This window comes from Enterobacter cloacae complex sp. 385G4 (genome assembly GCF_057320665.1).
In genome coordinates, this window is the sequence record NZ_JBXWDD010000022.1 from 1 (window position 1) to 8,341 (window position 8,341).

7 protein-coding genes and 1 riboswitch are annotated in these 8,341 nt (G+C 55.0%); of the genes, 2 read left to right on the top strand and 5 right to left on the bottom strand.

Annotated elements, in window-relative coordinates; translation table 11 throughout:
- Positions 1–328 precede the first annotated feature (328 nt).
- Together murI and btuB are read right to left on the bottom strand one after the other, a co-directional pair.
- On the bottom strand, positions 329–1,180 hold the full coding sequence (gene murI, locus AC2FAJ_RS23405; RefSeq protein ID WP_028014824.1) for a glutamate racemase: 852 nt from the start codon (positions 1,178–1,180) through the stop codon (positions 329–331).
- The gene (gene btuB / locus AC2FAJ_RS23410; protein WP_485454548.1) at positions 1,125–2,972 is read right to left on the bottom strand and encodes a TonB-dependent vitamin B12 receptor BtuB; all 1,848 of its coding nucleotides are present in this window, start codon (positions 2,970–2,972) and stop codon (positions 1,125–1,127) included. The genes murI and btuB overlap by 56 nt, the downstream gene beginning before the upstream one ends.
- 66 nt (positions 2,973–3,038) lie before the next feature.
- A riboswitch (cobalamin riboswitch) is annotated at positions 3,039–3,214 on the bottom strand.
- Between the two features lie 104 nt (positions 3,215–3,318).
- On the opposite strand from btuB, the gene trmA reads away from it, so the two are divergent.
- Positions 3,319–4,419 (top strand): tRNA (uridine(54)-C5)-methyltransferase TrmA, encoded by a 1,101-nt coding sequence (gene trmA / locus AC2FAJ_RS23415; RefSeq protein ID WP_045631472.1) that lies wholly within the window; start codon positions 3,319–3,321, stop codon positions 4,417–4,419.
- 55 nt (positions 4,420–4,474) lie between these two features.
- Here trmA and AC2FAJ_RS23420 read toward each other — a convergent pair whose 3' ends face one another.
- Together AC2FAJ_RS23420 and fabR are read right to left on the bottom strand one after the other, a co-directional pair.
- The gene (locus AC2FAJ_RS23420) at positions 4,475–4,834 is read right to left on the bottom strand and encodes a YijD family membrane protein (protein ID WP_042713638.1); all 360 of its coding nucleotides are present in this window, start codon (positions 4,832–4,834) and stop codon (positions 4,475–4,477) included.
- Positions 4,835–4,843: 9 nt separating this feature from the next.
- A complete protein-coding gene (gene fabR, locus AC2FAJ_RS23425; RefSeq protein ID WP_008501784.1) occupies positions 4,844–5,482 on the bottom strand; it encodes an HTH-type transcriptional repressor FabR in 639 nt (212 codons plus the stop codon).
- A gap of 196 nt (positions 5,483–5,678) precedes the next feature.
- Here fabR and sthA point away from each other — a divergent pair, with 196 nt between their 5' ends.
- Complete coding sequence (gene sthA / locus AC2FAJ_RS23430) at positions 5,679–7,079, top strand: Si-specific NAD(P)(+) transhydrogenase (RefSeq protein ID WP_045260262.1); 1,401 nt, start codon at positions 5,679–5,681, stop codon at positions 7,077–7,079.
- On the opposite strand, the gene oxyR is transcribed toward sthA, so the two are convergent.
- A complete protein-coding gene (gene oxyR, locus AC2FAJ_RS23435; RefSeq protein WP_025758848.1) occupies positions 7,062–7,979 on the bottom strand; it encodes a DNA-binding transcriptional regulator OxyR in 918 nt (305 codons plus the stop codon). The two genes, sthA and oxyR, sit on opposite strands and share 18 nt — an antisense overlap.
- Positions 7,980–8,341 lie beyond the last annotated feature (362 nt).

Sequence of the window (8,341 nt, forward strand, 5' to 3'; positions counted from 1 at the left end):
ACTTGGTATTCATTTTTCGTCTTGCGACGTTAAGAATCCATGTCACTTTGAGTGCCCACACAGATTGTCTGATAAATTGTTAAAGAGCAGTTGCAACGCGGCTTTCAGCTCACCGTTGCGAGGTCCCGTATATTACGTTTTCCTCATTCAGAGTCAAGCGATTATTTTCACTTTTCTCTGTTGGCGTTCATCTCTGAACCCCGCTAACCCGGCGGCCTGTAAGCCGTTGTTCCGTGTCAGTGGAGGCGCATTATAGGGAGTTCTCAGACGTTGACAACCCCTCTTTTAAAAAAAACTTTCAACCGTCTCTTTTTTGCTCAAAACCGTGCTACAGCGCCAGTTTTTCGAGCGTTTCAAAGCCATAACGGCGTAAAACGGGTAAAAGTTGCTCAGTCTCTTTAGTGATAGCCATGCAAAATGCGATATTTGCATCGGTAGATTTCGCATCCGGCGCTTCATGCTCCAGCAGCCAGGCCGTACGACGGGCGATCGCCGCACCAGAATCCACCAGCCGCGTCCCCTCCGGAAGCACTTCTAATAGCTCTTCCTGCAAGAGAGGGAAGTGGGTGCAACCCAGCACAACCGTATCCGGTGGTTCGGGCATCCGCAGCCACGGACGAAGAATACGACGCAGCTCTTCGAGCGATACCGTCTCGCCGTGCAGTTTCGCTTCCGCCATCTCCACCAGCTCTGCGGAGCCAAGCATTGCAATCTGGCATTCGTTAGCAAAACGGTCGATCAGCTCGCGGGTATAAGGACGCTTCACCGTGCCACGCGTGGCCAGCAAGCCCACGATACCGTTCGCCGTCAGGCGCGCGGCAGGCTTTATGGCAGGAACAACGCCCACAACCGGGAACTGGAATTTCTCACGCAGGGCGGGAAGAGAAACGGTGCTCGCCGTATTACAGGCAATGACCGCCAGCGCAAGGGGATAGCGCTTTTGTACCGCGGTGACGATTTCAACCACGCGCTCAACGATAAAGTCCTCACTCTTCTCCCCATACGGAAAAGCGACGTTATCGAAGGCGTAGATGTAATGGAGATCCGGCAGGAGATGCCGAATCTCATCGTAGACCGAAAGCCCACCGACGCCGGAATCAAACACCAGCACGGTAGGGCGCGGATTAGAAGGTGTAGCTGCCAGACAAGGTGTATTCCCGTCCTGCAGTTTGGTAGCCATAAACTGTCTCGTAATCTTTATCGAACAGGTTGGCTATTTTACCACGAACTGTGAGGTGTGAGGTGACCGGATATGAAACTGCGACATCCCACAGGCTCACACCGCCCATTTTCACTTTTTCTGACGGATAAGAACCAAAATCAGTGTCGTAACGCGTGCCGAGATAGTGATACGTCAGGCTCCAGTCGAAATCATAGATCTGCGTATCGAGCTGATATTTCACCTGCTGCTTAGCACGACGGTCCAGAAGTTCGTTGGTCGCCGCATTGCGGGCATCCACATAGTCGTAGCCAACGGTATGCGTCAACGGACCTGTATCAAACGACGCCGTCGCTTCCACACCCTTAATGCGTGCTTTACCGACGTTGTAATATTCCTGAAGGTTATTATTGAAGTCGATGAGATTATCAACGTCATTACGATAGCCGGACACGCGCCAGCTCACGCCTGCCGTCAGGCCTTCAAACGCCCCTTCCCACTGCTTGCTCTCTTCTGGATCAAGATGGTCATTGCCATAGAAGCCATAGAGTTGACCCAGATTCGGGGCTTTATAGGCCGTACCATAAGAAGCAATGAAGCGGTAACCGTCCACGAACTCCCACGCTGCACTGCTTTGCCAGGTGCCATGGCGACCAAACTGAGAGTTGTCATCGCTGCGAACCGCCCCTTCCAGAGTGAAATCGCCCAGCTGCTGCAGCCCGGTCAGGTAGACGCCGGTGCTACGCAGGTCGTAGCCGTTGGTCACGTAGTTTGTACCCGGCTCGGTGCTCTGCTTCTGCCAGTCAACGCCCGCACCAATGTTCCCGTGCCCCACATCAACGGAGTTGAGCCACTGAACGTTGTATTGTTTGATTTCATCCAGCGTGGCCGTCGAATCGTAACGGCCCAAATTAGGGTCGTAGTTATAGTCTTTGCTGTGGCTATAGCTGGTGAGCAGCTGTGAATGGAAGATGTCCTCGTTGAAGCGTAATCCTGCGTCCCAGGTCTGGCTATAGAGCTGGCGGGTATCGACCAGAACGTCAGGGGTAAATGAGCTGTAGTAACCGTCATAGGCCGTACGGTTGCTGTAGCCAAAGCCGCGAACAAATCCGCTCCACTGGTCTGAGAATGCGTGATCCACCGCAGCGTAGAGCGTTTTATTCATAAAGCCGTCGCGATCGGTCTGGGCAAGGCCACCATTGTTGCCGTCCGCAACCACATCGAAACCTTTGGTATAGGTGTAATCCCCCGCCAGCGTGACGCGCGTGCTGTCGCCCAGCGTTTGCTGGGTACTGCCGCCATAATTCTGGTAACCGTGCGACCCTGCGCCGGCATTCAGCGTCGTACCGTCCTTCGTGCGGGTGGTAATAATGTTGACTACACCGCCAATCGCATCCGAGCCGTATACCGCCGAACGCGGTCCACGCACATATTCGATACGCTGCACCAGGGAGATCGGGAACTGGCTGAGATCGGACGACCCCGTGACGCCCGCCTGGTTAAGGCGGATGCCGTCAACGAGAATCAGGACGTGGCTGGAGTTGGTGCCACGGATAAAGAGAGAAGAGAGTTGCCCCATCCCGCCACTTTGCGCCGTGTCCACGCTGGGCAGGCGACGCATAACGTCCAGCACCGAGGTTGATTGCCAGCGGTCAATATCGGCACGCGTAACCACCGACGTTGCTGCCAGAATAGTTTTTTCAGGTTGTTCAAAACGATTTGCCGTCACCACCAACGAGTCAGCGCTATCCTGCGCCCAGCCCGAAAATGCCGTGACGGACAACGCCGTCAACAGCGATACTTTTTTAATCATTGTTAAAGCATCCACAATATAAGAAGGATGCCGCAGGCCTCATCGATAGCACGCGATGATGAAACCAAATGCGACGTGATCCCGGCAGGTCTTCGGGCTAGGTGGCGTTATACGGATGAAGACTTCCCATTTTCACAGTGTCTACAGCTCTCATCCCGCCAGTCTTTACCGCTGCGCGTCAGCTCCAGATTTTCACTGGATTCCCTTTTCACTCTCAGGAGACCGGAAACAGAATGCTACAATTAGACACGTATAGATGTCCAGACAGCTATTGGCCATTAAATCTGGACATCCCCTGAACAATCCCTACAATCCCCGCGTAATTCTTTATCACTCAGGACGCATCATGACCCCAGAACACCTCCCGACAGAACAGTACGACGCGCAGCTGGCCGAGAAAGTTGTCCGTCTGCAAAGTATGATGACGCCTTTCAACGCGCCCGTTCCCGAGGTGTTCCGCTCCCCTGTCAGCCACTACCGCATGCGCGCCGAGTTCCGCATCTGGCATGACGGCGACGACCTGTACCACATCATTTTTGATCAGCAGACCAAATCACGCATTCGCGTGGACAGCTTCCCGGCAGCGAGCGAGCTTATCAACCAGCTGATGACGCTGATCATTGAAGGCGTGCGCAACAATCCGGTGCTGCGCCACAAGCTGTTCCAGATTGACTATCTGACCACGCAAAGCAATCAGGCGATTGTCTCTCTGCTGTACCACAAAGCGCTGACCGACGAATGGCGCGAGCAGGCCGAAGCCCTGCGCGATGCGCTGCGTGCGCAGAACATCAACGTGCACCTAATTGGCCGCGCGACCAAAACCAAAATCATGCTGGATCAGGATTACGTCGACGAGCGTCTGCCGGTGGCGGGTAAAGAGATGGTTTACCGTCAGGTGGAGAACAGCTTCACCCAGCCGAATGCCGCGATGAACGTGCAGATGCTGGAGTGGGCGCTGAAGGCGACGGAAGGGTCTAAGGGCGATCTGCTTGAGCTGTACTGCGGTAACGGCAACTTCTCGCTGGCGCTGGCGCGTAACTTCGAACGCGTGCTGGCAACGGAAATCGCCAAGCCGTCGGTAGCGGCCGCGCAGTACAACATCGCCGCTAACCATATCGATAACGTGCAGATCATTCGCATGGCGGCAGAAGAGTTCACCCAGGCCATGAACGGTGTACGCCAGTTTAACCGCCTGGAAGGGATCGATTTGAAGAGCTATCAGTGTGAGACGATTTTTGTCGACCCGCCGCGCAGCGGCCTGGACAGCGAAACCGAGAAGATGGTGCAGGCGTACCCGCGTATTTTGTACATCTCCTGTAACCCGGAGACGCTGTGCAAGAATCTGGAAACATTAAGCCAGACGCACAAGGTTGAACGTCTGGCGCTGTTCGATCAGTTCCCGTATACACACCATATGGAGTGCGGTGTACTGCTCACGGCGAAGTAACTCGCCGGCGTTTTCGGCAGGTGGCGCTTCGCTTACCTGCCCTGCTCAGACCTCATTACTCTGGCAGTTGGCTCTTGCGGCTACGCATGCGCGAGCCAATCCAGAACACCAGCGCCACGGACAGTACCGCAGGTAAGAAGTTAGAGCCGATATCCGGATACTCCGCGCGCACCACGGTGCTATACAGCAATACGCCCAGAATAAAACAGGCAGCGGCCAGCCCCGGTAACCCAACCGGCATCGTACGGTTCAGGTAACGCTGATGCAGGCAGTAGACCGTCAGCACCAGCGCAATAAGCGGGAAAATCGAAAATGGCACGATGGAGCTAAAAATAGCGGCAAACGTGCCATTGATGGATAAGCCAGCGATCAATGCCAGCAACAGCGTCCCTTTATCCTGACCTGACTGTTTCATTACTCACCTTCACTCTTCGGTTTGATGTGCCAGTTTCTCTTGTTCACGGCGATACCAGTAGTACGCGCCTTTGGAGATCATCCTGAGCTGCAATACCAGTCGCTCTTCAAGCTGCTTGCGTTGTTCAATGCTGACGTCCAGCGCTTCGGCACCCGCGCTGAACACAATCGTCACCATCGCCTCAGCCTGTGCTTCAGTAAAGGCACGCGGCATATGGTTTTCGAGTTCAAGATAGTCGGCAAGTTCCGCGATGAAGTGCTGAATTTCCCGCGCGACGGCGGCACGAAACGCTGCCGATGTGCCCGAACGTTCGCGCAGAAGCAGACGAAACGCGTTGGGGTTATTGCCGATAAATTCCATAAACGTCGACACGGAGGTGCGGATCACGCTGCCCCCTTTTGCGATACGCTGACGCGCCTGGCGCATCAGCTGGCGCAGCATCAAACCGCTCTCGTCGACCATGGTCAGGCCCAGTTCATCCACATCACGGAAGTGACGATAGAAGGACGTTGGCGCAATCCCGGCCTCGCGTGCGACTTCGCGCAGGCTCAAACTGGCAAAACTCCGCTCAGCACTCAGTTGACTGAATGCGGCTTCCACCAGCGAACGCCGGGTTTTCTCTTTTTGTTGTGCTCTTACGCCCATCACGATAGTTGAATCCTTCCAAATGCCTGATGGCACTATACCAGAGAATAAAATTAATCTGTTTGCTCAGCTTTGTGAATGATTGTTTACGTGCGGTTTGTGCTCCATTGCCGGAAAAAAGCACAACGATAATTGGGTTACCCTGGCAATGATGTTATGATTCTGTTGCTTTTATGTATAAGAACAGGTAAGCCTTGCCATGCCACATTCCTACGATTACGACGCAATAGTTATTGGTTCCGGCCCCGGCGGCGAAGGTGCTGCTATGGGTCTGGTGAAACAGGGAGCCAGAGTAGCGGTCATCGAGCGCTACCATAATGTCGGCGGCGGTTGCACCCACTGGGGCACCATCCCATCGAAAGCCCTCCGCCACGCCGTTAGCCGCATTATCGAATTTAACCAGAACCCTCTTTACAGCGACCACTCCCGACTTCTTCGTTCCTCCTTTGCCGACATCCTGAATCACGCGGATACCGTCATTAACCAGCAGACGCGCATGCGTCAGGGCTTTTATGAGCGTAACCATTGTGAAATCCTGCAGGGCAACGCGCATTTTGTGGATGAACACACCCTGGCACTCGAATGCCACGACGGTTCGATTGAGACAATCACCGCTGAAAAATTTGTGATTGCCTGCGGTTCACGCCCTTACCATCCGGCCGACGTCGACTTCTCACACCCACGCGTCTACGACAGCGACTCCATTCTGAGCCTGCACCATGAACCCCGCCACGTCATTATCTATGGCGCAGGGGTCATCGGCTGCGAATATGCGTCGATCTTCCGCGGAATGGATGTCAAAGTTGACCTGATTAACACCCGCGACCGCCTGCTGGCGTTCCTCGATCAGGAAATGTCAGACTCCCTCTCCTACCACTTCTGGAACAGCGGCGTGGTGATTCGTCACAACGAAGAGTACGAGAAAATAGAAGGCTGCGATGACGGTGTGATCATGCACCTGAAGTCCGGCAAGAAGCTGAAAGCCGACTGCCTGCTGTACGCCAACGGCCGTACCGGCAATACCGATTCACTGCGGCTGGAAAATATCGGGCTTGAAACAGACAGCCGCGGTCAGCTGAAGGTCAACAGCATGTATCAGACCGCCCTGCCGCACGTTTATGCGGTCGGCGACGTAATTGGCTACCCGAGCCTGGCCTCCGCTGCTTACGATCAGGGCCGCATTGCCGCTCAGGCGCTGGTGAAAGGCGAAGCGACGGCGCATCTGATCGAAGATATCCCGACGGGGATCTACACCATTCCGGAAATCAGTTCCGTGGGAAAAACCGAGCAGCAGCTGACGTCAATGAAGGTGCCTTACGAGGTAGGTCGTGCCCAGTTTAAACATCTGGCGCGGGCGCAGATCGTGGGGATGAGCGTAGGTACGCTGAAAATTCTGTTCCATCGCGAGACGAAAGAGATCCTCGGGATTCACTGCTTTGGTGAACGCGCGGCGGAAATCATTCATATCGGCCAGGCAATCATGGAGCAGAAAGGTGGTGGTAACACCATTGAGTACTTCGTTAACACCACCTTTAACTACCCGACCATGGCAGAAGCCTATCGGGTAGCCGCGCTGAACGGCTTAAACCGCCTGTTTTAACGCGCTGTCGAAATGGCCATCCATCGCACCGCGGATGGCCTCTGCCAGCTGCTCATAGCGGCTGCGCAGCGGTGACCCTGGGCGATACACCAGGCCAATGGTGCGACGCGGCTCCGGCTTAATGCACGGCAGGTACACCACGCCATCACGCTTACGCTCGCGCGGTACGGCCAGCGCAGGCAGCAACGTAATACCGCTTCCCGCCGCCACCATATTACGCAGCGTTTCCAGACTGGTTGCGCGGAAGTGGGTATCTTCGTCAGCGCCCGCTTCGAAGCAGAAGCCCATCGCCTGATCGCGCAGGCAGTGACCGTCTTCCAGCATCAGCAGCTTTTCACCGGCCAGATCGGCCATCGGCACGCGATCGCGGTTCGCCCACGGGTGATCTTCATAGATCGCCAGCATCATCGGCTCATCGAACAGCGGTACTTCAATAAACGCTTCGCTCTCTTTTACCAGCGCCAGAATGGCGCAGTCGAGCTTGCCGCTGTCCAGCTGCGCCAGCAGCTGATGGGTTTGCGCTTCGTGCAGGTACATTTCGAGTTTCGGGAACGTCTGGTGCAGCATCGGAATGATGTGCGGTAACAGGTACGGGCCAACGGTTGGGATCAGGCCAATATGCAGCGGGCCGGACATGGCCTCTCCCTGCTGGCTTGCCATTTCCTTGAGCACTTTGACCTCGCGCAGCACGGTGCGCGCCTGATCCACCAGCAGAAGACCGGCCTGGGTGAACAGCACCTTACGGCTGGTGCGCTCCAGCAGCATCACGCCCAGCTCGTCTTCCAGCTTGCGGATCTGCCCGCTCAGCGTCGGCTGGCTGACGTGGCAGGAATCTGCCGCGCGGCGAAAGTGACGATGCTCGGCTAACGCTACCAGGTATTCAAGATCACGAATATTCATTATTCATCCTCCGTCGCCACGATAGTTCATGGCGATAGATAGCATAGCAACGAACGATTATCCCTATCAAGCATTCTGTTGAATAATACACCACATAGACGAGGCGGCACGTGTTTGACCCTTGACGTCCCCGCACCGTCAGCGAGTTTCTCTCAAAACTCGAACAACTAAAGCCAACGTGAACTTTTGCGGACCCCGTGGTCCGCTTTTTTTTTGCATAAACATAAAAAAGCCTGGCGCTAAGCCAGGCTCCGTTTTACTCCCTCTCCCTGTGGGTGTACAGTCCGGGGACATGGTAGACAGGTGTTCGGGGACATGGTGAACACTTTTTAACATCCTTTACCCATGGTGATCGACTTTTT